Here is a 24,262-nt window from a genome sequence, read left to right as displayed (position 1 = left end):
GCCATGCACGCCAGCCGCATCAAGCAAAACGGGGACTGGGGCTGTCATGTTGGGGTTGAATGCGCGCGCGTCCGCGCTGTTGTTGTCTGTATCGATCCTGTCATTGGGATTGCCGGTGGGGCCTGCGCATGCGCAATCTTTCGAACAAGCCTATGCACAGGTCGGCGCGCCGATCACGCAATCGCTCGATGTGATCACGGTCGCGGTCACCAAGACCGAGGAGCGCGCAATCGACGCGCTGGCGCCGGTCAGCGTGGTGACGCTGGAGCAGATCCAGGGGCGGCAGCCGAACCGGCTGGCCGACATTTTCCAGAGCGTGCCCGGCGTCTCGTTCCAGGACCGCGGCGACGATCCGGCCACTGCCATCAATATCCGCGGCCTGCAGGATTACGGACGGGTCGCCGTTGTGGTCGACGGCGCGCGGCAGAATTATCAGCGCAGCGGCCATAACGCCAATGGCTCATTCTTCCTCGATCCGGAACTGATCGGCGGCGTCGACGTGGTGCGCGGCCCGACCGCGAATATCTACGGCTCCGGCGCGATCGGCGGTGTGGTCTCGTTCCGCACCAAGGACATCGACGACGTATTGCGGCCCGGCGAGCGCTGGGGCGTCGACATGACCGGCTCCTATGGCAGCAATAATGATCGCGGCCTCGGCTCGGTGTTCGGCGGCGTCCGGGTCGACCCGACCTTCGACGTGTTCGGCGGCGCGGTCTATCGCACCCAGGGCAATTACAAGGACGGCGACGGCACCGAGATCGGCAACACCGGCAATGACATCGCCGCCGGCTTGCTGAAGCTGACGGTGCGCCCGGCCGATGGCCATGAGATCAAATTCGGCGGCCTGTTCCAGGATTATCAATACACGGTCGGCCAGTTCAATCGCGGGCCGGTGCTGACCGCCGCGCAGCGCGCGCTCAATCAAGGCTCTTCGGTCTATGATTCGGACGCCAAGAATTACACCGGCACGCTGAGCTGGAAATATTACAAGCCCGACGACATGCTGTTCAACTGGAATGCCAGCGTCTACGGCAACCGCACCGACAACGACCAGACCAAGACCTATCATTATTCCACGAGCGGCGCGGCGCTGTGCGGCCCCGGCAGCGCCGGCAACAATATCTCCGGCTGCGTCGGCGACACCCGCGGCTATGTGATCGACACCATCGGTTTCGACGTCAACAACACCTCGCGCTTCAATTTCGGCGATTGGCGCAACGCGCTGACCTATGGGGTCGACGCGTTCCAGGACGATGTCAGGACCAGCGACCAGCGCGGCAATTCCAACATCACCACGCCGAGCGGCCAGCGCACGGTGTCGGGCGGCTTCGTGCAATTGAAGAACAATTATGCCAGCTGGCTCGAAGTGGTCAGCGCGGTGCGTTACGACCATTACGAACTCGATTCGGGCACGACCACGGCGAGCGGCGACCGGCTGTCGCCGAAGATCACCGTCGGCGTGACGCCGGTCACCGGGTTCACGCCCTATGTCAGCTATGCCGAAGGCTATCGTGCGCCGTCGATCACCGAGACCTTGATCGCCGGCGCCCATGCCACCGGCGGCGGCCCGGCCTTCTTCACCTGCCCCGACGGCAGCACCGGCCTGTTCTGTTTCCTGCCCAACGCCGCGCTGCGGCCGGAGGTCGGCAAGACCAAGGAAATCGGCATCAATCTGAAATATGACAGCGTGTTCACCGCGGGCGACAGTTTCCGCGCCAAGTTCAACGTGTTCCGCAACGACGTCGACGACTATATCGATCTGGTCGCCTCGACGCCGACGGCAACGATGTTCGGCGCCTTCAGCCAATACTACCAGTATCAGAACACGCCGCACGCCAGGATCGAGGGTTTTGAGGCCGAGACGATGTACGATGCCGGTCCCTGGTTCCTCGGCGTCGCCGGCCAGTTGCAGCAGGGCAAGAACACCGTGACCGGCGTGGCGCTGGCCAGCGTGCAGCCGCGCAAGATCACCACCACGGCGGGGCTTCGGCTGCTCGAGCGCAAGCTGACGATCTCGGCGCAATGGTCGTCGGTCGCCGCCAACACCGATCTGCCGGTCGGCTATCTGCCGTCGACGTCGTATGACCTGGTCAACCTCCAGGTAGCGTACCGGCCGACCAGCGACGTTACGCTGAATTTCTCGGTCGATAATCTGCTCAACCAGTATTATCGGCCCTATGCGATCCCGGGTTCGTCGACCGACGGCACCACGCAGAACGACGTTCTGTTCAGCAGTCCGGGTCCGGGGATCGTCTACAAGGGCGGGGTCAAGGTTCACTTTGGAGGAGCATAATTTCGACGAATATAATCTCGATGTTGCCGATGATGATCCGCGCCGATGCCCCGGCGCGGATCGCGCGTCGTCGGATCGATCGAGGTTCAGGCGATTAGTTGTTTCAACAGGCAATCTTGCAGGTCGATCAGGGGGAGAAGTCAGATGTTCATCGCGATGAATCGGTTTCAGGTGAAGACGGGCTCGGAGCCGGCATTCGAGAAGATCTGGGCGACACGGGAATCCTATCTCGATCAGGTGCCGGGCTTTGTCGAATTCCATCTGCTCAAGGGTCCGGTGGCCGAGGATCACACGCTGTATTCGACCCACACGACCTGGGTCGACAAGGCCGCATTCGAAGCCTGGACCCAGTCCGAGCAGTTTCGCCGCTCCCATGCCCGCGCCGGCAATGATCGCGGCCCCAGCCTCTATCTCGGGCATCCGCGATTCGAAGGCTTCGAGGTGATCCAGTCCGAACGCAAATCCAGCGCCGCGGCCTGAGCGCAGCGGCGCGATCACCAACCCTGAGGAGCCCGCGATGCCGAGTACCGAGTCTGCCGATCTGAAGAGCTACATGGCCGATCACGCCGACGCGGTGATTGAGGACGTGGCGCGGCAGCGCAAGGTCTCGCCCCGCGCGGTGCTCGAGGCGCTGCCTTCCGGCATGGCCCGCTTCGCCGCCGGCGCTTCCTTCGCGGCGGCGATGCAGGACATCGCGCAATGGGGCGAGGTGACGTTGATCGTCCACACCGATGACGCGATCTTCGAATTCACCGGCGCGATCCCGCCCGGCGAAATCGGCCGTGGCTATTTCAACCTGATGCAGCCCAAGGGGCTGCATGGTCATTTGCGGCACGAGCGTTGCGCCGCGGTGGCGTTCATCGAGCGGCCGTTCATGGGCAAGGCCACCGCCTTCATCGCGTTTCTCAACGTCGATGGCGGCATCATGTTCAAAGTGTTCGTCGGCCGCGACGAGGCCCATGCCTTGCGCGGCGATCAGCTCGCGCGCTTCAACGCGCTGGCGGATAAGATCAGTCAGCCGGTAACCGTCTAGTCAACCGCGCAACAGCGCTCACGAGTAAATCATGCAATCACCCCGTATCGATCGCCGCTTTTGTCGTTTCCTCACCGGCGGTGCGATCGCCCTCTGTGTCGTCGCGCTGCCGGGCGCCAGTCAGGCGGCGGTCGACGCCGCGCTGCTGCCGCACAACCTGTCGCCCTGGGGGATGTTCGTCGGCGCCGACATCGTGGTGCGCGCGGTGATGGTCGGGCTGGCGGTGGCGTCGCTGGCGACCTGGACGGTGTGGCTGTCGAAATCGATCGAATTGCGCCGCGCCACCAGGCAAGCACGGCAGCGGCTGACGCTGCTGGAAACCGACACCACGCTGGCGCAGGTTGCCGATAACAGCGGCGAGGCGCGCGACGCGGTGGCGCAATTGGTGCAATCGGCGGCGCGCGAGGCCACCCTGTCCGCCTGGCAGCTTGACGATGATTTCAAGCAGCGCGTGGCGTTGCGGCTGGAGCGGGTGGAGGCTGCGATGTCGCGGCGGATCGCGCGCGGCACCGGCGTTCTGGCGACGATCGGCGCGGTGGCGCCGTTTGTCGGCCTGTTCGGTACGGTGTGGGGCATCATGAACGCCTTCATCGGCATCTCGGAAGCGCATACGACGAATCTTGCGGTGGTGGCGCCCGGCATCGCCGAAGCGCTGCTCGCCACCGCTTTGGGTCTGGTGGCGGCGATTCCGGCGGTGGTGATCTACAACGTACTGGTGCGCCAGATCGGCGCCTATCGGGCGCTGCTGGGCGACGCCTCTGCGCAGGTGCTGCTGCTGGTCAGCCGCGAAAGCAGCCGGCCGCAGCACGGGCGCGTGCGGGCGGCGGAGTAGGGCGATGGCGATCAGGCTGGGCGGCGGGGCCGGCCGCGACGACGATCTGGTCGAGGCCCATGAGATCAACGTCACGCCGTTCATCGACGTGATGCTGGTGCTGCTGATCGTCTTCATGGTGGCGGCGCCGCTGGCCACCGTCGATATCGGCGTCGACCTGCCGGCCAGCGCCGCGCAGCCGCAAAAGCGGCCGGATCAGCCGGTGTTCGTCACGGTGAAACCGGATCTGTCGCTCGCCGTCGGGGAGGACGTCACCACGCGCGACGCGCTCGGTGAGACGCTGGCGACCGCCACCAAGGGCAACAAGGACGAGCGGATCTTCCTGCGCGCCGACAAGGTGGTGAGCTATGGCGACCTGATGGAGGTGATGAACCTGCTACGCGACGCCGGCTATCTGAAGATCGCCCTGGTCGGGCTCGACGCACGCAGCGCGCCGCAATGAACGCCTTTACGCTGCATGACAGACCCGATCATGCCGGGCTGATCCGCTGGACGGCCTCCGCGGCGGCCATCGTAGGGATTCATGTCGGGCTGATCGCCTCTGGCCTGGCCTGGTATCAGCAGCCAGAGGCAGCCGGTGTCGAGATTCCGGCGATCATGGTCGATCTGGCGCCTTCATCGTCGGCGCCAGCGCCGACCCCGCTCGACGTCGCGCCGGGGCCGCAGATGCAGCAGGCCGACGACACCGCGCCGCCGCCCGAGCCGGTGAAGCCGCCGCCGGTCGAGCCCGAACAGATCCCCTCGACGCCGGTGCAGGAGAAACCGGAGGTCGAGGCGCCGCCGGAGCAGAAGGTCCAGCCGCCCCCGCCCGAGCCCGTCAAAACCGAGCCCGCGAAAGTGGAGCCCACCAAGGTCGAGCCGGTCGAGGCCGAGCCGGTCGAGATGCCAAAGCCAAGGCCGAAGCAGAAGGTCAAACCGCCGTCGCGACAACCGCCGGCACCGCGCACCAGCGCGCCGCCGCGCGCCGAGCAGCGCGGACGGGCGGCCTCGGCTCCGACCGCGGGCGCCTCTGCTGCCGCGATGGCGTCCTTTAACCAGCGCGTCGCCGCGCATCTGCAGCGCTACAAGCAATATCCGTCCGGCGCCAAGGCCGCGGGGCAGCAGGGCACTGTCCGATTGAGCTTCACGCTCGGTCGCAATGGTCGGGTGCTCGGCGCCAGGCTGGTCGGCTCGTCGGGCTATTCGTCGCTCGACGCCGAAACGCTGGCGATGGTGCGCCGGGCCCAGCCGTTTCCGTCATTCCCGGCGGAGATGCGGCAGGGCTCGGTGAGCTTCACCGTCCCGATCCGCTTCGCGATCAGGTAATTGGCCGCGCGTCAGCGCAGCGCGAAGTGGCCGATCACCTGGAACGGCGTGGTGGCGCTGTCCTGACGGAACAGGCCGATGCGGTCGAGCGTCAGTTCGGCCAGATCGAGCGCGGCAAAATGCTCCCGCAGCAGTGCCAGCAGCGCGGCGCGGCGCTCCACTGGCAACCGGCCGGTCAGCGTCATGTGGAAGCGGAATTCATCCATCACATAAGGATATCCCCAGCGATCGAGATGATCGAGCTGGGTTGCGGTCAAAGCCTCCGGCTTGCGTCGTGCCCGGTCCTGCGCGCTCAGCGGCGCACGAAAACCGTCGAAGGTTTCGACGCAGGCCTGGGCCAGCGTCTTGAGCGCATCCGAGGGCGCCGCCGGAAGCACGGCCATGAAGCCGTCGATCGCATCGACCACGGGCACGATCGCCGGAATTGGACGCGGCATGGCGGCGAAGGTCGCGCAGGCCGCGCGCAATTCGGCTTCGCTGGTGCCGGGCAGCAGCGAAAATGGCGGCTTCAACGTGGCGTGGAAGCCGTAGACCCGCGGCTCCCGGGTCAATTCGCGCCAATCGGGCACGCGTGCGACCACGCCGTCGGGAAACGGCAGGCTGTCGCCGCCAAAGGCGTCATAGCCGAGCAGCTCGGCGCCGAAGCGATACAGCGCATCGTCCTGGGCCGGCACATAATAGATGGCGTAACGGGGATATTTCGACATCGATCCAGACTAGAGCAATTCCGGTTCTGATAGAATCAGAACCGGAATCCTCGTTTCTTGTTTTGAGGCGTTGTCTTAACGCGAAGCGGTCCCCACTTCGCGCGAAAACGCTTGAGCGTTGCGTCACGCATTCGCCAATGCGGCGCGCCGCGCGCTTTGCGTGCCGACCAGCCGATCGGCGTCGGTCAAATGCACCAGCCTTCCGCCGCTGATCACCGCGATGACGCGCGGTCGCAGCGCGACCCTGTCGTCGACCAGCACGATGTCGGCGCGTCGCCCCACGGCAATTTCGCCGCGATCGGTCAGGCCCGTCGCCGCGGCCGGGCCGGCGGACACCAGCGCCCAGGCCTGCGGCAGCGCCAGCACGCCATCGGCCGCCAGCCGGAACGCCGCCAGCAGCGGCGCCGGATAGTAATAGTCGGAGGCCAGCACCGAACACAGCCCCTTGGCGATCATGTCGCTGGCCTTGGTCCATCCGGTATGGCTGCCGCCGCGCACCACATTGGGCGCGCCGAACACAATGAAGTCGCCGCCTTGCGCGGCTTCGCGCGCGGTCTCCTCATTGACCGGAAATTCCGCGATGGTGACGCCCTGCGCGCGGAACGCCTGGCGCAATTCCGGCGTGTCGTCGTCATGCGACAGCATCGTCAGCCGCGCGGCGCGTGCCGCCTCGGCCAGCCGCGCCACCGAGCCCGGCACCTCATGGTGACGCGCCGACACCTCGGCAACGATGCGGTCGAATTCGTCATGGCTGACGCCGCTGCGCTCGACCATGCGGGCGCGCTTGGCCGGCTTTTCCATGCTGGCCAGATCGGTGTGATCGTTGAACGCCAGCAGGTCGATCCGCCCGGCGGCGATCCATTGCTTGATGGTGGCTTCGGCTTTGAGATTGTAGGTCTCGTGGCGCAGATGGAAGCGGGTATCGGCGGCCAGGTGCGGCCGCATGGTCTCGATTGCGCTCAGCAGCCGCTCGGCATTGGCGCCGCTGCGCAGGCCGGGCTCCCATGACCAGGTGGTGGCGTGAAAGACCGTGGTGATGCCGTTGCCGATCGCCTGGCGGTCGCTGTCGGCCAGCGCCACGTCGATCGGAAAATCGACCCCGGGCCGCGGCATCATCTGGCGCTCGAAGGCGTCGCCGTGAATGTCGATGATGCCCGGCAGCACCAGCAGGTCGCCGGCATCGAGTGCGGCTAGGCCGAGGCCCGTGCCAGCATCGATCGCCGCCACCTGTCCGCCCGCGACCGCCACCGACAGGTCACGGATCTGGTTGCGATACAGCACCCTGCCGCCCGAAATATCAAATCCGCTCATCAGTTCCCCTGAGGCTTGTTCTGGACCCGCGTCCGGGCGAATTCCCGGCGGCCAGCATATTTATCGAGAAACGCCTCGACCGCCAGATCGCGAAAATCCGGCAAGGCCATCCGCAAAATCTCGTGATCCCAGTCCCACCAGCCCAGCGCCGCGAGCCGATCGGCGGTGGATTCGGAGAATCGCCGCCGAATGATTCGGGCCGGGTTGCCGGCTACGATCGTATAGGCAGGCACGTCCTTGGTGACGATCGCGCCCGCGGCGACCACCGCGCCGGTCGCGATATTGCGGCCGGGCAGCACGATCGCCCCATGGCCGATCCAGACGTCGTGGCCGATATGGACGTGATGCTGGCATCGCCAGTCGAAGAACGCCGCGTCGTCGCACTCGCCCTCGAAATACGCGCTGGCCCGATAGGTGAAATGCGCCTGCGAGGCGCGCTGCATCGGATGATTGCCGGGGTTGATCCGCGTCATCGCGGCGATCGAGCAGAACTTGCCGATCGTCGCATAGGCGATCTGGCTGTCATTGACCACATAGGAGTAGTTGCCCATCGTCACTTCCAGCAGCGAGGTGCGCGCGCCGACTTCGCAATAGGCCCCGAGTGTCGAATCGGTCAGGCGCGCGGAGGGATCGATGGTTGGTGTCGTCGATAGCTTGTGGCCGGCCATGTCAGCTTCCGCACGGGATGAATGTCGCCGCAGGTCATCGGCGGGCTTGGTGACATTATCATTACGAAGACATGACGATCGGTTGATCGCGATGGTCTCGTCGACGCGAAATTCGTGGACGACGATCCGGTCATTCATCGCAATGTCATGCGGCGTTGTTAGCGATTGCGATAGCAACTGGAGGGGTCGGTTTGACTTCGCACGCCGTGATCGATGCCAGAAGGATTTCGAAGTCGTTTCAGCGCGGGCTTGCCGTGCTGGACGATGTGTCGGTGTCGGTGGCGCGCGGCGAGATGGTGGCGCTGATCGGCGCCTCCGGATCCGGCAAGTCGACACTGATCCGCGCCATTGCCGGCCTGATCCCGATCGACGGCAACAAGCACCATGGCGGCGAAATCGACATGATGGGCGATCCGATCCAGCGCGCCGGCCGGCTCAGCAGCAATCGCGCGCTGCGGGTGCGTATCGGTGTGATCTTTCAGCAATTCAATCTGGTGCCGCGGCTGTCGCTGTTGACCAATGTGTGTTTCGGGCTGCTCGGGCAGTTGCCGGTGTTGCGCGGCACGCTCGGCCGCTTCAGCGACCACGATAAGCGCAAGGCGATGCAGGCGCTGGCGCGGGTCGGGATCGCCGAACACGCGCTGCGCCGCGCCAGCGAATTGTCCGGCGGCCAGCAGCAGCGCGGGGCGATCGCCCGCACATTGGTCCAGGGCGCCGAATTGCTGATCGCCGATGAGCCGATCGCCTCGCTCGATCCGGCGTCGGCTCGCCGGGTGATGGACCTGATCGCCGACATGAACCGCAATGACGGACTGACCGTGCTGATCTCGCTGCATCAGGTCGAATACGCGCTGAAATACTGCCCCCGCACCATAGCGCTGCGCGCCGGCAAGGTGGTCTATGACGGCCCGTCGACCGCGTTGACGCCGGCCTTTCTCAACGAGATCTATGGCGCCGAATGCGCGGAATTGTTCCTGCCGTCGTTCGAAGGACAGGCGCCGGCTGCGCCATCGGCTGCCGCCGACGCATTGCCGCCGCCAGCCATGATGGCTGCCGTCGCACAGGCGAAACAGCCGATGGCTAATTACGAGCGGCTGTCCGCATAGATTTGCGAGCCGCACCTGACTTTGCCCGTGATGAAGTACCAAACTCAATCTGGAGAAGCGACATGCGTAAGCTAGCCCTGATCGGCACGGCCTTGGCCGTGGCCGCCGGCCTTTCGGTATCGGTTGCCCGTGCCGAGACCAATGAAATCAATTTCGGTGTCATCGCCACCGAGGCGAGCACCAATCTCAAGACCATCTGGGAGCCCTATTTCGCCGCGATGGCCAAGGGCACCGGCCTCAAGATCAACGGTTACTACGCGTCCGACTATGCCGGCGTGATCGAGGCGATGCGCTTCAAGAAGGTGCAGGCGGCCTGGTTCGGCAACAAATCGGCGATGGAAGCCACCAACCGCTCCGGCGGCGAGATTTTCGCCCAGTCGGTCGATTCCGACGGCAATCCGGGCTATTGGTCGCATCTGATCGTCAACAAGGATTCGCCGATCAAGAATCTCGACGACGTGTTGAAATGCGACAAGTCGATCGATTTCGGCATCGGCGACCCGAATTCGACCTCGGGCTTCCTGGTTCCGACCAGCTACATCTTCGCCGCCAAGAACATCGATCCGAAGCAGTGCTTCAAGACGCTGCGCAATGCCTCGCACGAGGCCAATGCGATGGCGGTCGCCCACAAGCAACTCGACGTCGCCACCAACAACAGCGAAAATCTGCGCCGCCTCGAAGTCACCGCGCCGGACGCCCGCAAGGACATCCGTGTGATCTGGACCTCGCCGCTGATCCCGAGCGATCCGCTGGTGTGGCGCAAGGATCTGGAGCCGGGCGTCAAGACCAAGCTTTACACCTGGCTGATGAGCTATGGCCGCGTCGGCACCCCGGACGACATTGCGGACGCCAAGAAGGTGCTGGCCGGCCTGCAATGGGCGCCGTTCAAGCCGTCGTCGAATGACCAGCTGTTGCCGATCCGTATCCTTGAAAACAACAAGGCGATCATGAAGATCAAGGGCGACAGCAAGCTGTCGGACGCCGAGAAGGCCGCCCAGATCGAGCCGCTGCAGGCCGAGATCAAGCAGTTCCAGGACGCCGCCGACAAGGCCGAGCACGGCGCGTTCAAGCAGCAGGTCGACGCCTTCGTCGCGGCCGACAAGGCTGGCGATCAGGCCAAGCTGAAGACGCTGATCGCCGAATTCGCCGCCAACGTCGCCTCGACGCCGAGCAACTAACGCCTAAGAAGGGCGCCGGACGCGCGCGTCCGGCGCCCTTCTGCGTATTGAAACATGACAGACACCATCGCCCCCCACGATCATCCGGCCGCGCCCGCGGCGCCGCGCTTCGTCGTACCGAGCTATTCGCTGGCGCGGCGTGTGCGCGGCTGGCTCGGCTGGTTGCTGCTCGCCGGCCTGCTGGCCTGGAGCTGGAATCCGGCCGAAATGTTTCGCGTCTCGGCGCTGGTCACCGACTGGCGCAACATGGCCGAATTCGGCAGCGCCTTTCTCAATCCGAATTTCCACCATTGGGATTCCTACCTCGCCGACATGGTGGTGACGATCCAGATCGCGCTGTGGGGCACCGCGCTGGCGGTGGTGTTCGGCATCCCGTTCTCGATTCTGTCCTCGTCCAATGTCTGCCCGCAATGGATCGTGCAGCCGGTGCGCCGGTTGATGGATTCCTGCCGCGCCATCAATGAAATCGTGTTCGCGCTGTTGTTCGTGGTGGCGGTGGGGCTGGGGCCGTTCGCCGGGGTGATGGCGCTGTTCGTGCACAATCTCGGCGTGTTCGCCAAATTGTTTTCCGAAGCGGTCGAGCAGGTTGATCCGCGGCCGGTCGAGGGCATTCGCGTCACCGGCGCGGTGCGGGTGCAGGAGGTGATCTTCGGCGTGATTCCGCAGGTGATGCCGCTGTGGAGTTCGTTCACGCTGTATCGGCTCGAGACCAATGTGCGCTCCGCCACCACGCTCGGCATCGTCGGCGCCGGCGGCATCGGTCAGACGCTGTATGAGAGCATCCGCAGCTTTCAATATGCCGAGACCGCGGCGCAGATCATCATCGTGGTGGTGACCGTGATGCTGCTCGATCTGGTCAGCGCCCGCATCCGCAAGGCGCTGGTGTGATCGCATATGTTCGACGCCGTCATTGCGAGGAGCGCAGCGACGACGCAATCCAGTGCGCCGTGTGACGCCCCTGGATTGCTTCGCTGCGCTCGCAATGACGACCGCGGCTGTTCGCTATTGCGCCGCCTGCAGCGAGTCCAGCACCGGGTAGTCGGTGTAGCCCTTGGCGCCGCCGCCATAGAACGTGGCCTTGTCGGGCTCGTTCAGCGGCGCGCCGCGCTTGAGGCGTTCGACCAGATCCGGATTGGCGATGAACGGCTTGCCGAACGCGATCAGATCGGCCGCGTCGGCGTCGAGCGTCTTGTTGGCCAGCGCCAGGTCATAGCCATTATTGGCGATATAGGTGCCGGCGAAACGCTTGCGCAACGACGCATAGTCGAACGACAGATTGTCGCGCGGGCCGCCGGTGGCGCCTTCGATGACGTGGATATAGACCAGCTTCAAACCATTGAGCTGATCGACGATGTAATCGAACAGCGCTTGCGGATTGCTGTCGGAGACGTCATTGGCGGGCGTCACCGGCGAAATCCGGATGCCGGTTTTCTCCGCGCCGATTTCCTTGGCCACCGCGGCGGCGACCTCGATCATCAGCCGGGCGCGGTTCTCGATCGAGCCGCCATAATTGTCGGTGCGCTTGTTGCTGCTATCACGGGCGAACTGGTCGAGCAGATAGCCATTGGCGCCGTGGATCTCGACGCCGTCGAAGCCGGCTGCGATCGCATTCGCGGCGGCCTGACGGAAGCTGTCGACGATGCCGGGGAGTTCGGCGAGTTCGAGCGCGCGCGGCTCGGAGACGTCAGCGAAGGTGCCGCCGACAAAAGTCTTGGTGTTGGCGCGGATCGCCGAGGGCGCCACCGGCGCGCCGTGGTTGGGCTGCAGATCGACATGGGAGATCCGGCCGACATGCCACAGCTGAATGAAGATCTTGCCGCCGCGCTTGTGCACCTCGTCGGTGACCTTGCTCCAGCCGGCGATCTGCTCCTTGGAGTAGATGCCGGGGGTGTCCTGATAGCCCTGGCCCTGCTGCGAGATCTGGCTGGCCTCGGTGATCAGCAGCCCGGCGGAGGCGCGCTGGGCGTAATATTCGATCGCCAGCGGATTGGGCACGAAGCCCTCGACGGCGCGGTTGCGAGTCAGGGGGGCCATCACGGTGCGGTTGGACAGGGCGATCGGGCCGAGTTGATAGGCGTCGAACAGTTTGCTTGCAGTGCTCATGGGTTTGGTTCCGGGAAAATGGCTGATGATGGTCAGTTGTGCATCGCAGCGACGGACCACAATGACCCGCACGAAAATACATGCGATTGCATGATTAATCCGCAAAATGCCGTGCCGAAATGGCACAATTCGGCGTGATCGCGGCCTTCGGCCCCTGTGGGGTGAAGGCCGCGATCACCGTTGGTGGCTCAGTTCGCGCCGAGGAAATCGTGCTTGCCGACGTCGATGCCGCTCATGCGCAGGATGCCGTGCGCAATGCTGACATGGAAATAGAAGTTCGGCAGCGAGAAATTGCTGAGAAACTGCTGACCGGTGAGGGTGGTGGTCTTGGCCGGGCCGCTCGGGAAGGTGATCTGGCGGACGGCGGCGTCGTCGAATTGCGCCGGCTTGAAGCCCTTCAGATAGTCGACCGTCTTGGCGATGCGCTGCTGCAATTCGTCAAAGCTGGTTTCGGTGTCGGGCGTGACCGGCACCTCGCTGCCGCTGAGGCGGGCGGCGCCCTTGGTGGCATAGTCGCAGGCCAGCTGAACCTGGCGGCTCAGCGGCAGCATGTCGGGAAACAGCCGCGTGCCAAGCAGTGTCGCCGGCTCGATCTTTCGGGCGGCCGCATAGGCCGCGGCCTTGGTAAGGCTGGCGGACAGGCTGCCGAGCATCTGCAAATAGGCCGGCACGGTGAAATCGTAAAAGGACATGGGTTGCTCGTTTCAAACGGGATGGCGCAGCGGGGGAAGAAAGATGCTGCTGCATGGATCTGGGGAGCGCCAGCCCGGAATCAACCACTCGGCTTGGCCAAGCGCGACAATTCGAGCGCCGTCAGCGCCCGCCCATTCGCGCCAGCAATTCGGCGGTCGGCCAGGAATCCGCCGGCAGCCCGTATTTCATCTGCATCGTCTTCACGGCGCTGCGGGTCTGCTGGCCGAGGATGCCGTCGATCTTGCCGACGTCATGGCCGGCGCGCTCCAGCAATGTCTGCAATTGGCGGATCTGGTTGAACGACAATTGTTCGACCTGCCGCGATGGCCGCTGCATCGGCGGCGCGCCGCCGATCCGTGTGGCGAGATAGCCCGCGGTGGTGGCGTAGATCAGCGAGTTATTCCATTCGGTATAGGCGTCGAAATTCGGATAGGCCAGGAACGCCGGCCCGTGTCGCCCCATCGGCAGCAGCAATGACGCCGGCATGTCGTCATTCGGCAGCGGTTTGCCGTTCGGATAGCTGACGCCCCATTGCGCCCATTTGGCGCGCGGATGCTTGATGGTGAGGTCGGCCTGATCCCATGGCAGGTCTTGCGGCGCGCGTACCTCCTGCAGCCACGGTTCGCCGCGCCGCCATTTCAATCCGGTGGCGATGTAGTTGGCGGTCGAGCCGATCACGTCGGGGGCGCTGTGCAGCATGTCGCGGTGGCCGTCGCCGTCATAATCGACCGCGTAGTTGAAATAATGCGTCGGCAAAAATTGCGTCTGGCCGAGTTCGCCGGCCCATGAGCCGATCATCTCGGACGGCCGCAGATCGCCGCGGTCGATGATCTTCAGCGCCGCGATGGTCTCGTCCTGAAACATCTGCGAGCGGCGGCAATCATAGGCCAGCGACACCAGCGAGCGCAGCGTCGGCAGCTTGCCCTGCACCGCGCCGAAATCGCTCTCCAGCGCCCAGAACGCGGTGATCACTTCCGGCGGCACGCCATATTGCTTCTCGGCGCGGGCGAAGGACTGGGCGTATTGCTTGATCAGTTTCTGGCCGCGCACCCGGCGCGATTCCGAGGCCATCCGCCCGGCGAACACGCTGAAGATCTGGCCGAACACCCGCTGGCCGCGGTCGCGATTGACGATGCCCTGGTCGTAGACCAGGCTCGGCGCCGCCGCCGCGATCGCCCGTTGCGACACACCGGCGGCGATGGCCTTTTGTTCAAGCCCCGCGAGAAACTGGCCGAAGCTCTGGCCATTATGGCAGGAGGCGCCACGCTGGGCGAAAGAAGGCGAGGCGGAAAGCACGGCGACGGCGGTTATCGCCGCTGCAAGGTGGCGCTTCACTCGGAGCGTTGAAATCTGCCGCGGCATATCGGTCTCCCACAAAGTCATGGCCGGATCTGATCCGGCCATTCATCCAATTGAATCGGGCCCGACTGTTGTTTGGATGGGGTGCCGGGTCAACCCCGGCCGCGACGCCGATATCCGGTCTGCCGCACCCTTAAAGCCTGACTGAAAAATCGGTCAACAAAACGAAGCCTTTAAGGTCGTCATTGCGAGGAGCACTTGCGACGAAGCAATCCAGCCCTTGCTTGATGTTGCTGGATTGCTTCGCAGTCGGACGGCGCGATGCGCCGTCCTCGGCTCGCAATGACGACATCAAGCTCGATTTGATTGGCTTGTTTTTGAGTCAGACTCTCACAGCTCCCGCGCATTGGTGAACGCGAAGCTCGACGCCCGCCTTGTGTTCTCATCGAGGATCAGCGTCCTGGTGATCGGCGGCTCGGCGCGCTGGCTGCAATTCTCGCGTTCGCATAGCCGGCAATTGACGCCGATCGGGGTGCCCTCGGCCTTGTCGAGATCGATGCCGCCGGCATAGATCAGCTTGGCGGCGTGGCGGATTTCGCAGCCGAGCCCGATCGCGAAGCGCGGCTGCGGCTGCGGATGCGGCGCCACCGGGCGGCGCACCATCTGGGCGATCGAGAAATAGCGGCTGCCGTCGGGCAATTCGATTACCTGTTTCAACAGCCGGTCCGGCGTGTCGAAGGTCGAATGCACGTTCCACAGCGGACAGGTGCCGCCGAATTTTGAAAACGGGAAGGTGCCGGAGGAAAACCGCTTGGAGACGTTGCCGGCATTGTCGACCCGCAGCAGGAAGAACGGCACGCCGCGGGCATTGGGCCGTTGCAGCGTGGTCAGCCGGTGGCAGACCTGTTCGAAGCCGGCATTGAAGCGCTGCGCCAGCACATGGACGTCGTAGCTCAGCGTCTCGGCGGCGGCATGGAACGCGGCGTAAGGCATCATGATGGCGGCGCCGAAGTAGTTCGCCAGCGTGATGCGGTACAAGCGCCGCGAGGTCTCGTCGAGCGCGCCGGCGCGGTTGACGATGGCGTCGAACACGCTGCCGAATTCGGTGATGCCGATCTGGAACGCGATCTGGAAGGCGCGGCCGGGGCCGTCGATCAGCTCCGAGATCAGCAATTGCCGGCGATGCCGATCGAACCGTCGCAGCGTTTCGCGCATCACGTCGACCGGCATGATCCGGGTCACGATCGAATGGCGTTCGCGCAGCCGCTCGCTCAGCGCCACGAACAGGTCCTGCGCCGTAACGTTGAGTTCGTCGCGCAGGGTTTCGGCGGCCTGCTCCAACTCCGGAAAATAGTTTCGGTTGGCCTCGATCAGATCGCGCACCCGCTCGATCGGATTGGCCTCGAAGCGCACGCCCTCGTCGCGGTCGGCCATCTGCGCCGCCACCATGGTCTCCCCGCGCCGGGCCTCCGTATAGGCGGCGTAGAGCCGTTGCAGGGAGTGCGTCACACCGGGGCACAGTTCGGCCAGATCGCGCAGTTCCTGCTTCGGCAGGTCGATCTGGCGGAACAAGGGATCGGAGAAGATCTCGTTCAATTCGGCGAAGAAGCGGTCCTCGTCGGCGGTGGCGAGGTCGCGCAAATCGAGGTCATAGGTCTCCGCCAGCCGAAGCAGGATCTGCGCCGTCACGGGCCGCTGGTTTCGCTCTATCAGATTGATATAGCTTGGAGAAATTCCGAGGCCCTCGGCGATCTGGGTCTGCGACAGGCCGAGCTGCTGGCGGATCCGGCGGAACCTGGGACCGACAAACAGTTTCTTTCCGGAATCGCGCGCCATCGGGCCTCAATCAGTGTTTGTGACAAAATTTACAAAATGACATTCGTTACATGTACTGATGTTACATGACATCACCATTCGTTCGCAACAGGTCTATACGATATCGCCTAACTAGCGTTTAGCTCTCGGTAGTTTCGCAACGCACTGTCACGAATGTCGCGATTGCGAATTTGTCGTACCGAAGGGATCATGGACATGAACTTCCAGCCACGTGGGATCAGCGATCGGGCCATCCAGGGGCCAGCCTCCTATCAGAGCGAAATCGAAGCGGCCGAGACCGTGCTCAAGGACAAGGACACGTGGAATGGCGTGAAAGCCGAGGCCGTGGCCCGGATGCGCTTGCAGAACCGCTTCAAGACCGGCCTCGATGTGGCGCGCTATACCGCTGCGCTGATGCGTGCCGACATGGCCGCCTACGACGCCGACAGCACCAAATATACCCAGTCGCTCGGTTGCTGGCACGGCTTTATCGCCCAGCAGAAGCTGATTTCGGTGAAGAAGCACTTCGGCACCACCGATCGCACCTATCTGTATCTGTCCGGCTGGATGATCGCGGCGCTGCGCTCGGAATTCGGCCCGCTGCCCGACCAGTCGATGCACGAGAAGACCTCGGTGCCGGCGCTGATCGAAGAGCTTTACACCTTCCTGCGTCAGGCGGATTCCCGCGAGCTCAACGCGATCTTCCGTGAGCTCGACGCCGCCCGCAAGGCCGGCGACAAGGCCAAGGAAAGCGAGCTGATCGCCAAGATCGACAATTTCCAGACCCATGTCGTGCCGGTGATCGCCGACATCGATGCCGGCTTCGGCAATGCCGAGGCGACCTATCTGCTGGCCAAGAAGATGATCGAAGCCGGCGCCTGCGCGCTGCAGATCGAAAACCAGGTGTCCGACGAAAAGCAGTGCGGTCATCAGGACGGCAAGGTCACGGTGCCGCACGAGGTGTTCCTGGCCAAGATCCGCGCCTGCCGCCACGCCTTCCTCGAGCTCGGCATCGAAGACGGTATCGTCGTCACCCGCACTGATTCGCTCGGTGCCGGCCTGACCCAGCAGATCGCCGTCAGCCACAAGCCGGGCGACCTCGGCGACCAGTACAACAGCTTCCTGGATTGCGACGAAGTCGACGCGACCTCAGTCGGCAATGGCGACGTCATCATCAGCCGCAACGGCAAGCTGCTGCGTCCCAAGCGCCTGCCCAGCAACCTGTACCAGTTCCGCGAAGGCACCGGCCAGGATCGCGTCGTGCTCGACTGCATCACCTCTTTGCAGAACGGCGCCGACCTGCTGTGGATCGAAACCGAGAAGCCGAATATCGAGCAGATCGCCGCGATGGTCGACCGGATTCGCGAAGTGGTGCCGAACGCCAAGCTGGCCTACAACAATTCGCCGTCGTTCAACTGGACCCTCAACTTCCGTTGGCAGGTCTATGACGAGATGAAGAAGGCCGGCAAGGACGTCAGCAAGTATAACCGCGCCGAGCTGATGAAGGCGGAATACGACCAGACCCCGCTGGCGATGGAAGCCGACGAGCTGATCCGGACCTTCCAGGCCGATTCGGCCAAGCGAGCCGGCATTTTCCATCATTTGATCACGTTGCCGACCTATCACACGGCGGCTCTTTCGACCGATAATCTTGCCAAGGAGTATTTCGGCGAGCAGGGCATGCTAGGTTATGTGAAGAATGTTCAGCGCCAGGAGATCCGCCAAGGCATCGCCTGCGTGAAGCATCAGGACATGGCCGGCTCCAACATCGGCGACGATCACAAGGAATACTTCGCCGGTGAGGCCGCTCTGAAGGCCGGCGGTGCCCACAACACGATGAATCAATTCGGATAACAACAGGAGACCAAGATGGCGACCGGCAGCAATTTCTGGGTGATTGGCGGCGAGTTCGGCTCGATGAACTTCCATAAGCTCGTTGAAGGGTCGGCCCAGGTGCAGGGCCCGTTCAAGACGCGCAAGGAGGCCGAGGAGGCCTGGAAGGTCGTCTCCGAAGAGAACCGGCATCGCGCAGGCGTGCGGTTCTCCATCGTCGAAGAGCCGAACCGCGCCACGGCGTGACCGGCTAGACTTTAAGAAGACGTCCAAGGGCGCAGCGGCCTCACCCGATCTCGGGTGGGGCCGTTGTTGCGTTGCGGGCGGCGGTGCCAGAGTGCCGGAAGGCCGCCGCCCGACTGCCGCGTTTCCGGGCAACAGGTTGAGACTAAAGGGCCTTTGCGCCGAACACGGTTGCTGATAGGTTAATCGCCGCCGGGGCATTCGCTCGGCAGAGGCAGCCAAGATGTCGGATTCGTATACGACCGGGAACGCTCCGGCTGGCGATATGAGGCCCTTGCGGTTGCGTGATGCCTTGCGCAAGGCCCGGATCGAGGCCGCCGACCGGACCGGCGTGGTGGTCGATCTGCGCGACGCCGAGGTCGCCCGCCTTGAAATTCTCAATGAGGCGCTGGATCCGCTGTTCGCCCAGATTCCCGCCGGCGTCGAATTGTTCGACCGCGGCATCAGCCAGGGCGAGCCGCCGCGACTGTGGATCGACGTCGTCGCCCATGTGGTGATGGGCCGCGACAAGCGGATTTACCGCTTCGTGCAGGATTCGGCTTATGGCAGGGTCGTGCTGGCGGAATCTCACGAAGCCGCCAAAATGGTCGATGCGGTCACCGACTATGTCGCCCGCCGCCTGATCGAGCGCGAACGCGCGCTGGCGGCGCCGCCATTGCTTGCCGGGCCGCAATTGTCCGCGCCGGAAGAGGCCGCCCCGGAGCCGGCCGAAAAGCCACGCCGCAGCGGCTTTTGGAGCTTCGCACTCGGCTTCATCGCCGGCGCGCTGGCCCTGTTCGGCCTGGCGCTGTTCGCCACGCTGCGAAATCTGTGAGCGCCAGATTGTTGGTTTAACGCGTTGTCTTGGCGCGAACCGGTCGCCACGCGCTCGCAAACGCTCTATTGCCGCGTGCCTGGCACCAGCACGGTCCGGCTCAGCTCGTTGATCGTTTCGCCATCGCCAAAACCGCGAATTCGGTGCTCGCAGCGCCAGCCATCGCCGTCGCGCGCGATCGCAAACAGATTGTAGGCCGCCGACGGGCGGTGGCCATCGGCGAAGGCCGAGGCCGACGGCACGCCGACCACCGGGATTTGCCGCGAGGGGCCGTCGATCCAGATCGTCGAATGTACATGGTCGTGGCCGTGCAGTACCAGGTCGACGCCGTGGCGCCGCAACAGCGCGGTCAGCTCCAAGGCATCGGTCAGCCATTTTTGCCGAGATTTGGAGCGCAGCGGATGGTGGATCAGCAGCACGCGAAACGCCGGCTCGCCGGCGAGCCCGGCCAGCAGTTCCTCCAGCGCCTGGCGTTGCGCCGCGCCGAGCCAGCCGGTCGCCATGAAGGGCGCGGTCGGCACCGCGCTCGAGACCCCGATCAGCGTCACCTCGCCGCGGCGGCGCAGATAGGGAAACACCGCGTCGCCCGGCTGTTCGCCGCGCAGATAGGGCTCGAAGGCCTGCGCGAAGCAATGCCTTGTGGCGCGCACATAGGCGTCATGATTGCCGGGCACCACGCTGACGCGGTCCGGCGCCCCGACGCTGTCGAGCCAGGCCCGCGCCGGGGCGAATTCGGCCTTGAGCGCCAGGTTGACGAGGTCGCCGGTGACCGCGATGTGGTCGGGCTGCTGCGCCTGGATGTCCGTCACCAGGGCGTCGAGCACGTCGCGGCGGTGAATCGCGTGGCGGTTGCGGGTCCAGTTCAAATAGCCGAGCACGCGCTTGCCGGCGAGCTCGGCCCGGCTCGGCGTCGGCAGCGGCGGCAGATGCGGGTCCGACAGATGCGCCAGGGTAAATTGTGTCATGGCCCGTGCTCTGATGTCTTGTGAATGCGCCTCATCCTGAGAGCCTGACTGAAGAAGAAACCACTAAAATCAAACATGATTTCGTCATTGCGAGCCGAGGACGGCGCACCGCGCCGTTCGACTGCGAAGCAATCCAGGGTCGCCAGGCAAGGGCTGGATTGCTTCGTCGCAAGTGCTCCTCGCAATGACGACCTAAAAGGCCTGATTTTCAAATCCCTTTTTAAGTCAGACTCTGAGCAGCGCGGCGCAGCCCGCAGCCGCGCGTCGCGAAGGATGAGGATGAACGGCTTCAGCCCGCCCTTGTGGAATCCTCGATTGTTTTGGCAAGGTGCGCTCTGCGGCGCAAGCCGCCAATCGGCCCTGCCGCACCAAGGATTCCGCTTTGTCGACCATGCAAACCTTGCGGCTCAAATGCGAGCCGGCGTTGCGGCGGGTGTTTCATCTGTATTGGCGGTTCGCCCGCGGCATGACGCTGGGTGCCCGCGGCGTGGTGCTGGACCCGGCCGGCCGCGTGTTCCTGATCAAACACTCTTATGTGGCGGGCTGGCACCTGCCGGGCGGCGGCGTCGAGGTCGGCGAATCCTTCGGCGAGGCGCTGCGCCGCGAATTGATGGAAGAGGGCCGGATCGAACTCACCGGCGAGCCGGTGCTGCACGGCATCTTCCTCAACAGCCATGTGTCGCCGCGCGACCACGTCGCCGTCTATGTGGTCCGGGAGTTTCGCCAGGACCATGCGCCCAAGCCCAATCGCGAGATCATCGCCAGCGGCTTTTTCAGTCCCGGCGACTTGCCGGAGGACACCACGCTGGGCACGCGGCGGCGGATCGCCGAAGTGCTCGACGGCGGCCCCTTGTCGACGACATGGCGGTAGCGGTGGCCCTGCAGCGGCGCGGCCGCAATGGACCGCGCCCGGTTGCGATGCTATTGCGCGCCTGGTCATGACCGATCTGTCCCTCACTATTCTGGCGGAGACGCCGAACGACGCCCAGCCGATCGAGCGCTTGCACGAGCGCACCTTCGGCCCCGGCCGTTTTGTGCTCAGCGCCTACCGGCTGCGCGAGCATGTCGACCACCTTTACGAATTGTCCTTCACGGCGCGGATCGGCACGCTGCTGGTCGGCTCGGTGCGGCAATTGCCGATCCTGATCGGCACCACCAAGGCGTTGATGCTGGGGCCGCTGACGGTGGAGCCGCCGTTTCGCTCCCACGGCGTCGGCCGCGCGCTGCTCGACCGCGCGATCGGCGACGCCCGGGCCAAGGGCCACCGACTGATCGTGCTGGTCGGCGACGAGGCCTATTACCGCCGGGTCGGCTTCAAACTGATTCCGAAAGGCCGCGTCACCATGCCAGGGCCGGTGGATTACGCCCGCCTGCTGGTGCTCGAACTGATCGACGGCGCCTTCGACGGCATCGCCGGCCCGATCCGGCCGGACTGGAGTTTGGCGCGGGAGACTGAGTCGTAAGCAACTCTCCCTTGAAGGATTGATGCCGAACCATAGGGGGGCGTCATTCCGGGGCGCGAACAGCGTCAGCTGTGAGCGAACCCGGAATCTTGCGACCCTGCCTTGCGGCGAGATTCCGGGTTCGCTCGCCAATTGGCTCGCGCCCCGGAATGACCGTCGTTCTGGCTCAAGCGCCTGAACTCAGATGCGTTCGCCTCAGAACTTCACATTGGCAAAGGCCCGCACGCCGATGCCGGGCATCAGCACGTCGTCCTTGTCGTAGGACACCGAGTTGCGGATGGTCTCGTTCAGCAGATTGTTGCCGACCATGCCGACCAGCAGCTCCCTGGCACCGAATGTGTTCGGGTCGAGCTTGGTCTTGTAGCTGATCTCCGCCTTCAGCAGATTGTAGCCCGCGGTCGGCGTCTCGGCGATGGCGGCGACGTCGGTGTGGTCGAAGGCGTGCAGCAGGTTGACCCGCATCAGCCAATTGGCGTCGCGCCAGAACAAGCCGCCGCCGGCGCGCAGCGGCGGAATCCGCGGCACATTGCTGCCATCCGCGAAGGTGGCGCGGACGACGTCGAACTGGTTCTCGATGCCCCAGGTGCCGCCATAGAATTGGCCGATATCGAGCTGGCTCTGGAATTCGCCGCCCTTGAAGGTGGCGTCGCGCTGCGAATAGATCGCCTGGTTCAGCTCCAGCGCGTCGCCCGCGACACAGGCGCCGTCCGCGCAGGTGTTGCCGGTCAGCCTTCGGTAGATGAAGCCGCTGAATTTGGTGTAGTAGGCCGTCGCCTCGAAGCGGAACGGTCCGGCAGCGCGGCGTAGTCCGATTTCCACCGATTTAGCGGTCTCGATGCCGAGATCGGGATTGCCGATATCGAAGGTGCCGGTGGCGTCGTGACCGCCGCGCGAAAACAATTCGGCGGGTTTCGGCGCGCGCTCGACATATTGCCCGGTGATGCTGGCCGACAGATTCCATGGCAGCGCCTGGATCAGGCCGAGGCTGAAGCTTTTCGGCGTGAACGACAGGCTGCGCGATGTCGCGGCGCCGATCGCGGTCGGATCGACTGCGAGGTCGAACAGCTCGGGCACGAAGGCCGGCGTCGTTCCGGACAGGTCGACATGTTCGACGCGGCCGGCGATCTGCGCCTTGGTGCTGTCGGTGAATTTCAGCTCGTTGAAGATGTAGCCGGCCAGTTTGGTATTCTTGTTGGGATCGAACAAGCCGTTCAGCGGGCTGCCGGGATCGTCGGGGCTCGGCGCGGTCAACTCCTGATGGCTGGCCTGCACCCCCAGCGCGGTGGTCACCGTGGCGAAGCGGGCATCGAACGGCATCAGCTGCAATTCGACGCGGCCTTCCTGCTCCTTGTTGGTGAAGGTCTGGCGGACGCCGTCGCTGGACGGATCGGCCGCGTCGGCGAGGCCGATTTCGTCGTGCTTGTAGTCCGAGGCGCCGATCCAGAACCGGATCGCCTCGATCGCCGCGGCGTCGGGGCGATATTCGCCCTTGGCGGTCACCTTGGTCTGGCGGCCGTCGATCCGGGTGCCGACTTCCGCGCCCTCGGTGCCGGGGATGTGGTAGAGCGCGTTGTTCTGGGTGATCGCCGCGCCGATGAAGCCGCCGTCGAACAGATAGGAGCCGCCGATCGAGCCGCCCTCGGCCCGCGCGGCGGAATTGGTCTGGCGCCCGCTGAACGGCAATCCCGGATTCGCATAGGGGTAGCTCGGTACGTCGTAATCGCCGGCCTTGCGGCCATAGGCGTCGGCGTGCAGCGCGAAATGGCCGCCGCCGGCGTCGAGCAGCACGCCGGTTTCGACGCCGCGATCGACTGAACTCACCGCGCTGCGGATCTCGGCATTGACGCAGCCGGGTGCCGCGACCGAGACCGGCGCCTTCACCGGCAGACCGTAGCTTTGGAACGGCGCGGTGGCGCAGGGCGGCAACGCATCGGGAATCCGGTTATTGCTGGCGCTGACCACGCCGCCGATCGCGGTTGAGCCGTAGCGCAAAGTCGCCGGGCCGCGGATCACCTCGACCTGGTTGGTGGCGAGCGGATCGATCGGGACGAAATGGTCCTCGCCCAGATCCGAGGCGCCGTTGCTGCCGATGCCGTTCTCGACGATGCCGACGCGGTTGACGTCGAGGCCGCGAATGATCGGCCGGCTGGAAGCGCCGGGCGCGAAGCTGGAGCCGATGATGCCCGGCTTGTTGTTCAACAAATCCCCTAGCGTCGCCGCGCCGGAGCGGCGAATTTCGTCATTCGGGACCACGGTGACGGTGGCGAATTGATCGGTGACGATCGGCAGCACGCCTTGCTGCGGCGGCTGCGCTACCGTTTGCGCGGCCGGCTGGGCGTCGCGCGCAACGACCGTGCTGGATCGGCGCGCGGGCGCCGCCCTGTGCCGCACGATCGGGCTCGGCGCGGTGACGACGACTTCGGGCAATGCGGTGACGCCTTGCGCCAGCGCGACCGGGGCGGCAAAGCCTCCGAGCGCGACAAGGCTGGCGCTTCCGAGCAGGAAGGCGGCTTTGAAGGGAAGGGACATGGACAGATCCTGACTGACCCGGCCGGCGCATCGGCGCGCGGACGGCATCTGCGACGTGGCAGATCGATTTGG

At 64.6% G+C, this 24,262-nt stretch carries 23 protein-coding genes; 14 read left to right on the top strand and 9 right to left on the bottom strand.

Annotation, left to right across the window (positions count from 1 at the left end):
- Window positions 1-46: 46 nt before the first annotated feature.
- The 6 genes from RBJ75_RS15585 to RBJ75_RS15560 all read left to right on the top strand — a co-directional run bounded on the left by RBJ75_RS15585 (window position 47) and on the right by RBJ75_RS15560 (window position 5,463).
- A complete protein-coding gene (locus tag RBJ75_RS15585; protein WP_044410009.1) occupies window positions 47-2,293 on the top strand; it encodes a TonB-dependent hemoglobin/transferrin/lactoferrin family receptor in 2,247 nt (748 codons plus the stop codon).
- Between the two features lie 144 nt (window positions 2,294-2,437).
- Window positions 2,438-2,773, top strand: coding sequence for an antibiotic biosynthesis monooxygenase family protein (locus RBJ75_RS15580; protein ID WP_044410012.1), 336 nt, complete (start codon window positions 2,438-2,440; stop codon window positions 2,771-2,773).
- Window positions 2,774-2,810: 37 nt separating this feature from the next.
- Window positions 2,811-3,326 carry a heme utilization cystosolic carrier protein HutX gene (gene hutX / locus RBJ75_RS15575; protein ID WP_044410015.1) on the top strand — a complete coding sequence of 172 codons (516 nt, stop codon included), beginning with the start codon at window positions 2,811-2,813 and terminating at the stop codon, window positions 3,324-3,326.
- A gap of 31 nt (window positions 3,327-3,357) precedes the next feature.
- Complete coding sequence (gene exbB / locus RBJ75_RS15570; protein ID WP_276156245.1) at window positions 3,358-4,158, top strand: tonB-system energizer ExbB; 801 nt, start codon at window positions 3,358-3,360, stop codon at window positions 4,156-4,158.
- Between the two features lie 4 nt (window positions 4,159-4,162).
- Window positions 4,163-4,600, top strand: coding sequence for a TonB system transport protein ExbD (exbD, locus tag RBJ75_RS15565; protein WP_276156785.1), 438 nt, complete (start codon window positions 4,163-4,165; stop codon window positions 4,598-4,600).
- Entirely contained in the window at window positions 4,597-5,463 is an 867-nt protein-coding gene (locus RBJ75_RS15560) for an energy transducer TonB (protein ID WP_276156786.1), read from the top strand. Before exbD ends, RBJ75_RS15560 begins: the two co-directional genes overlap by 4 nt.
- 11 nt (window positions 5,464-5,474) lie before the next feature.
- On the opposite strand, the gene RBJ75_RS15555 is transcribed toward RBJ75_RS15560, so the two are convergent.
- The 3 genes from RBJ75_RS15555 to RBJ75_RS15545 all read right to left on the bottom strand — a co-directional run bounded on the left by RBJ75_RS15555 (window position 5,475) and on the right by RBJ75_RS15545 (window position 8,149).
- Window positions 5,475-6,170, bottom strand: coding sequence for a DUF1045 domain-containing protein (locus RBJ75_RS15555; RefSeq protein ID WP_276156787.1), 696 nt, complete (start codon window positions 6,168-6,170; stop codon window positions 5,475-5,477).
- Window positions 6,171-6,293: 123 nt separating this feature from the next.
- On the bottom strand, window positions 6,294-7,481 hold the full coding sequence (locus RBJ75_RS15550; protein WP_044418298.1) for an alpha-D-ribose 1-methylphosphonate 5-triphosphate diphosphatase: 1,188 nt from the start codon (window positions 7,479-7,481) through the stop codon (window positions 6,294-6,296).
- A complete protein-coding gene (locus tag RBJ75_RS15545; protein ID WP_044418302.1) occupies window positions 7,481-8,149 on the bottom strand; it encodes a chloramphenicol acetyltransferase in 669 nt (222 codons plus the stop codon). The genes RBJ75_RS15550 and RBJ75_RS15545 overlap by 1 nt, the downstream gene beginning before the upstream one ends.
- 191 nt (window positions 8,150-8,340) lie before the next feature.
- On the opposite strand from RBJ75_RS15545, the gene phnC reads away from it, so the two are divergent.
- The 3 genes from phnC to phnE all read left to right on the top strand — a co-directional run bounded on the left by phnC (window position 8,341) and on the right by phnE (window position 11,321).
- Window positions 8,341-9,255: a phosphonate ABC transporter ATP-binding protein gene (gene phnC, locus RBJ75_RS15540; protein ID WP_044418296.1), complete on the top strand. Its 915-nt coding sequence runs from the start codon at window positions 8,341-8,343 to the stop codon at window positions 9,253-9,255.
- Window positions 9,256-9,317: 62 nt separating this feature from the next.
- Window positions 9,318-10,433 (top strand): phosphonate ABC transporter substrate-binding protein, encoded by a 1,116-nt coding sequence (phnD, locus tag RBJ75_RS15535; protein WP_276156788.1) that lies wholly within the window; start codon window positions 9,318-9,320, stop codon window positions 10,431-10,433.
- A gap of 54 nt (window positions 10,434-10,487) precedes the next feature.
- On the top strand, window positions 10,488-11,321 hold the full coding sequence (phnE, locus tag RBJ75_RS15530) for a phosphonate ABC transporter, permease protein PhnE (protein WP_052629063.1): 834 nt from the start codon (window positions 10,488-10,490) through the stop codon (window positions 11,319-11,321).
- A 114-nt stretch (window positions 11,322-11,435) separates the two neighbouring features.
- Here the strand turns inward: phnE and RBJ75_RS15525 are convergent, their stop codons facing one another.
- The 4 genes from RBJ75_RS15525 to RBJ75_RS15510 all read right to left on the bottom strand — a co-directional run bounded on the left by RBJ75_RS15525 (window position 11,436) and on the right by RBJ75_RS15510 (window position 16,364).
- Complete coding sequence (locus RBJ75_RS15525) at window positions 11,436-12,536, bottom strand: alkene reductase (RefSeq protein WP_044417825.1); 1,101 nt, start codon at window positions 12,534-12,536, stop codon at window positions 11,436-11,438.
- A 188-nt stretch (window positions 12,537-12,724) separates the two neighbouring features.
- Window positions 12,725-13,228 carry a DUF1993 family protein gene (locus RBJ75_RS15520; protein ID WP_044417819.1) on the bottom strand — a complete coding sequence of 168 codons (504 nt, stop codon included), beginning with the start codon at window positions 13,226-13,228 and terminating at the stop codon, window positions 12,725-12,727.
- 121 nt (window positions 13,229-13,349) lie between these two features.
- A complete protein-coding gene (locus RBJ75_RS15515) occupies window positions 13,350-14,591 on the bottom strand; it encodes a lytic murein transglycosylase (protein ID WP_080901249.1) in 1,242 nt (413 codons plus the stop codon).
- A gap of 327 nt (window positions 14,592-14,918) precedes the next feature.
- Window positions 14,919-16,364, bottom strand: coding sequence for a short-chain fatty acyl-CoA regulator family protein (locus RBJ75_RS15510; RefSeq protein WP_044416553.1), 1,446 nt, complete (start codon window positions 16,362-16,364; stop codon window positions 14,919-14,921).
- Window positions 16,365-16,559: 195 nt separating this feature from the next.
- Between RBJ75_RS15510 and RBJ75_RS15505 the strand changes: the two genes are divergently transcribed.
- The 3 genes from RBJ75_RS15505 to RBJ75_RS15495 all read left to right on the top strand — a co-directional run bounded on the left by RBJ75_RS15505 (window position 16,560) and on the right by RBJ75_RS15495 (window position 19,233).
- Window positions 16,560-18,197: an isocitrate lyase gene (locus tag RBJ75_RS15505; protein ID WP_044416561.1), complete on the top strand. Its 1,638-nt coding sequence runs from the start codon at window positions 16,560-16,562 to the stop codon at window positions 18,195-18,197.
- Window positions 18,198-18,212: 15 nt separating this feature from the next.
- Window positions 18,213-18,422 carry a hypothetical protein gene (locus RBJ75_RS15500; protein WP_044416555.1) on the top strand — a complete coding sequence of 70 codons (210 nt, stop codon included), beginning with the start codon at window positions 18,213-18,215 and terminating at the stop codon, window positions 18,420-18,422.
- Window positions 18,423-18,642: 220 nt separating this feature from the next.
- Window positions 18,643-19,233, top strand: a complete 591-nt coding sequence (locus tag RBJ75_RS15495) for a hypothetical protein (RefSeq protein ID WP_044416557.1) — start codon at window positions 18,643-18,645, stop codon at window positions 19,231-19,233.
- A 65-nt stretch (window positions 19,234-19,298) separates the two neighbouring features.
- On the opposite strand, the gene RBJ75_RS15490 is transcribed toward RBJ75_RS15495, so the two are convergent.
- Window positions 19,299-20,198, bottom strand: coding sequence for a metallophosphoesterase family protein (locus RBJ75_RS15490; RefSeq protein WP_044416559.1), 900 nt, complete (start codon window positions 20,196-20,198; stop codon window positions 19,299-19,301).
- A gap of 382 nt (window positions 20,199-20,580) precedes the next feature.
- Here RBJ75_RS15490 and RBJ75_RS15485 point away from each other — a divergent pair, with 382 nt between their 5' ends.
- Together RBJ75_RS15485 and RBJ75_RS15480 are read left to right on the top strand one after the other, a co-directional pair.
- Window positions 20,581-21,069 (top strand): NUDIX domain-containing protein, encoded by a 489-nt coding sequence (locus tag RBJ75_RS15485; RefSeq protein WP_234707325.1) that lies wholly within the window; start codon window positions 20,581-20,583, stop codon window positions 21,067-21,069.
- A 67-nt stretch (window positions 21,070-21,136) separates the two neighbouring features.
- Window positions 21,137-21,661, top strand: a complete 525-nt coding sequence (locus RBJ75_RS15480) for a GNAT family N-acetyltransferase (RefSeq protein ID WP_044406701.1) — start codon at window positions 21,137-21,139, stop codon at window positions 21,659-21,661.
- Window positions 21,662-21,856: 195 nt separating this feature from the next.
- Here the strand turns inward: RBJ75_RS15480 and RBJ75_RS15475 are convergent, their stop codons facing one another.
- Window positions 21,857-24,190 (bottom strand): TonB-dependent receptor, encoded by a 2,334-nt coding sequence (locus RBJ75_RS15475; protein WP_044406722.1) that lies wholly within the window; start codon window positions 24,188-24,190, stop codon window positions 21,857-21,859.
- Window positions 24,191-24,262: the final 72 nt, after the last annotated feature.

Origin of the sequence: Rhodopseudomonas sp. BAL398 (assembly GCF_033001325.1) — a bacterium.
GTDB lineage: Bacteria > Pseudomonadota > Alphaproteobacteria > Rhizobiales > Xanthobacteraceae > JARJEH01.
This window is presented reverse-complemented; position numbering and strand designations above follow the sequence as displayed.

Bases quoted from the DNA above. Each gene is read 5' to 3' on its own strand.
- RBJ75_RS15585 (WP_044410009.1), top strand. From the start codon at position 47: ATGTTGGGGTTGAATGCGCGCGCGTCCGCGCTGTTGTTGTCTGTATCG.
- RBJ75_RS15580 (WP_044410012.1), top strand. From the start codon at position 2,438: ATGTTCATCGCGATGAATCGGTTTCAGGTGAAGACGGGCTCGGAGCCG.
- hutX (WP_044410015.1), top strand. From the start codon at position 2,811: ATGCCGAGTACCGAGTCTGCCGATCTGAAGAGCTACATGGCCGATCAC.
- exbB (WP_276156245.1), top strand. From the start codon at position 3,358: ATGCAATCACCCCGTATCGATCGCCGCTTTTGTCGTTTCCTCACCGGC.
- exbD (WP_276156785.1), top strand. From the start codon at position 4,163: ATGGCGATCAGGCTGGGCGGCGGGGCCGGCCGCGACGACGATCTGGTC.
- RBJ75_RS15560 (WP_276156786.1), top strand. From the start codon at position 4,597: ATGAACGCCTTTACGCTGCATGACAGACCCGATCATGCCGGGCTGATC.
- RBJ75_RS15555 (WP_276156787.1), bottom strand. From the start codon at position 6,170: ATGTCGAAATATCCCCGTTACGCCATCTATTATGTGCCGGCCCAGGAC.
- RBJ75_RS15550 (WP_044418298.1), bottom strand. From the start codon at position 7,481: ATGAGCGGATTTGATATTTCGGGCGGCAGGGTGCTGTATCGCAACCAG.
- RBJ75_RS15545 (WP_044418302.1), bottom strand. From the start codon at position 8,149: ATGGCCGGCCACAAGCTATCGACGACACCAACCATCGATCCCTCCGCG.
- phnD (WP_276156788.1), top strand. From the start codon at position 9,318: ATGCGTAAGCTAGCCCTGATCGGCACGGCCTTGGCCGTGGCCGCCGGC.
- phnE (WP_052629063.1), top strand. From the start codon at position 10,488: ATGACAGACACCATCGCCCCCCACGATCATCCGGCCGCGCCCGCGGCG.
- RBJ75_RS15525 (WP_044417825.1), bottom strand. From the start codon at position 12,536: ATGAGCACTGCAAGCAAACTGTTCGACGCCTATCAACTCGGCCCGATC.
- RBJ75_RS15520 (WP_044417819.1), bottom strand. From the start codon at position 13,228: ATGTCCTTTTACGATTTCACCGTGCCGGCCTATTTGCAGATGCTCGGC.
- RBJ75_RS15515 (WP_080901249.1), bottom strand. From the start codon at position 14,591: ATGCCGCGGCAGATTTCAACGCTCCGAGTGAAGCGCCACCTTGCAGCG.
- RBJ75_RS15510 (WP_044416553.1), bottom strand. From the start codon at position 16,364: ATGGCGCGCGATTCCGGAAAGAAACTGTTTGTCGGTCCCAGGTTCCGC.
- RBJ75_RS15505 (WP_044416561.1), top strand. From the start codon at position 16,560: ATGAACTTCCAGCCACGTGGGATCAGCGATCGGGCCATCCAGGGGCCA.
- RBJ75_RS15500 (WP_044416555.1), top strand. From the start codon at position 18,213: ATGGCGACCGGCAGCAATTTCTGGGTGATTGGCGGCGAGTTCGGCTCG.
- RBJ75_RS15495 (WP_044416557.1), top strand. From the start codon at position 18,643: ATGTCGGATTCGTATACGACCGGGAACGCTCCGGCTGGCGATATGAGG.
- RBJ75_RS15490 (WP_044416559.1), bottom strand. From the start codon at position 20,198: ATGACACAATTTACCCTGGCGCATCTGTCGGACCCGCATCTGCCGCCG.
- RBJ75_RS15480 (WP_044406701.1), top strand. From the start codon at position 21,137: ATGACCGATCTGTCCCTCACTATTCTGGCGGAGACGCCGAACGACGCC.
- RBJ75_RS15475 (WP_044406722.1), bottom strand. From the start codon at position 24,190: ATGTCCCTTCCCTTCAAAGCCGCCTTCCTGCTCGGAAGCGCCAGCCTT.